The sequence below is a fragment of the Actinomadura sp. NPDC048955 genome (assembly GCF_040649435.1).
Taxonomy (GTDB): Bacteria; Actinomycetota; Actinomycetes; order Streptosporangiales; family Streptosporangiaceae; genus Spirillospora; species Spirillospora luteofluorescens.
In genome coordinates, this window is the sequence record NZ_JBEZJI010000195.1 from 1 (window position 1) to 1417 (window position 1417).

Here is a 1417-nt window from a genome sequence, read left to right on the forward strand (position 1 = left end):
GCGAAGACCGGGAAGGCAAGGCGTCGGTGAGGTTCATCGTCGACCGCATCCACCTCCCCGGCCGCCCCGACCAGAACACCGAAACCGACACCGAGATCGAGCGGGAGCGCGCGGTGGTCGCCGGCGCCACCAGGGCCGGGAAGCCCAGGAGCTGACCCGGACCTGAGGCGGGGGCCGTCCGCGTTGACGGCCCCCGCCAGCCAGGCCGATCTGCTTGGGCGGCCGGGCCCGGCACACCTGACCGCCCTTCCCTGCGCCATCCCGGAAGGTTCCGCCATGCACGAAATCGTCACCCGCCACCGCGGCGATGACGTCGACGGCCTCCACTATCCGAGCCGCGACTTCACGGCGCACGACAGCGCCGAGCCAGAGACCATGCCGCCGCTCATCGACCCTCTGGAGACCGCGCTGCTGATCTGCGTGCAGGACCGAGAGTTCGAGCAGCAGCTACGCGAGGCCGCCTCGGCTGCAGGACTCTGGGGCAACCACGACGTCCGCGCGGCCGAAGAACTATCCATCGCGGGGGGCTCCAGCCGAGGCGTCGAAGTGACCATCGACGGACAGCGCTACCGGATTGCGCTCTCCTATGTCGACCCCGCATGACCGCCCGCTCGTCATGACTCACCGGCTTCGGGCTCTTCGGGCCGGTCGGCGAGCCTGGACCGTCTATCGCGCAGTTGGAGAGCTCAGTGTGCAGCTTCGAGGGGTGCCCTCACCACGCATGCCCCACCACACCAGCACCCCCCAACCATCCCTTTCGCCCGGGCCAGCGTCCGCACTGGTCCACCCCCATCACCACATCCGACATCTGCTGGTCCTGCGGACAAAGCCGCTCGGCCCACCCGCGACCTGAGACCACCACCGCCCAGATCGCCCCGCTCCCTCCAACTCCCCGCATCCCACCCAGCTCGGCTGTGGCGCGCCTTGCCGACAACCGCGAACGCGCCTTCCGCCGACATGTGCGCCGGCGGGAATTTCTCCGAACTCGACATCCCACCCCGCAGAAGGCAACTTGATCGCCCCCGCGCCGAGTGGACGCCGGGGTGGCCCAGCTCCACCCAGATAGATAGCCGTCCGGCATGCCGCGTAGCCGGTCGATCCCACCATCCGGCACCGTGACCGACCTACCGACAGATTCGTGCAGGTCACAACCCGGTTCTCTAGCGCGGCCGCCAGCACGCTGCCAGGACCTGGACGTAAGGGATGGACCTTCCCGTTACGGCACGTCATGAGGGCCAGGAGGAAGCAGGCGTGGACTCGCTCGCCTCCACCCGGCCGCGCGCGTGCTGACGCTCGAAGGGCAGCGGCCTGCCGGGGCGGGGTCAAGGGGACCGGCAGCATGATCGTGACCTTGGCGTACCCGAGCTCGGAGACCAGCTCACGCGCGGCGGTGAGGACGGCCTGCCGGGATCGCTCG

At 69.7% G+C, this 1417-nt stretch carries 1 protein-coding gene; it reads left to right on the top strand.

All coding sequences use genetic code 11. The features are described 5' to 3' along the window. The first annotated feature begins 276 nt into the window (after nt 1–276). Complete coding sequence (locus AB0C84_RS46170; RefSeq protein WP_361079272.1) at nt 277–603, top strand: hypothetical protein; 327 nt, start codon at nt 277–279, stop codon at nt 601–603. Nucleotides 604–1417: the final 814 nt, after the last annotated feature.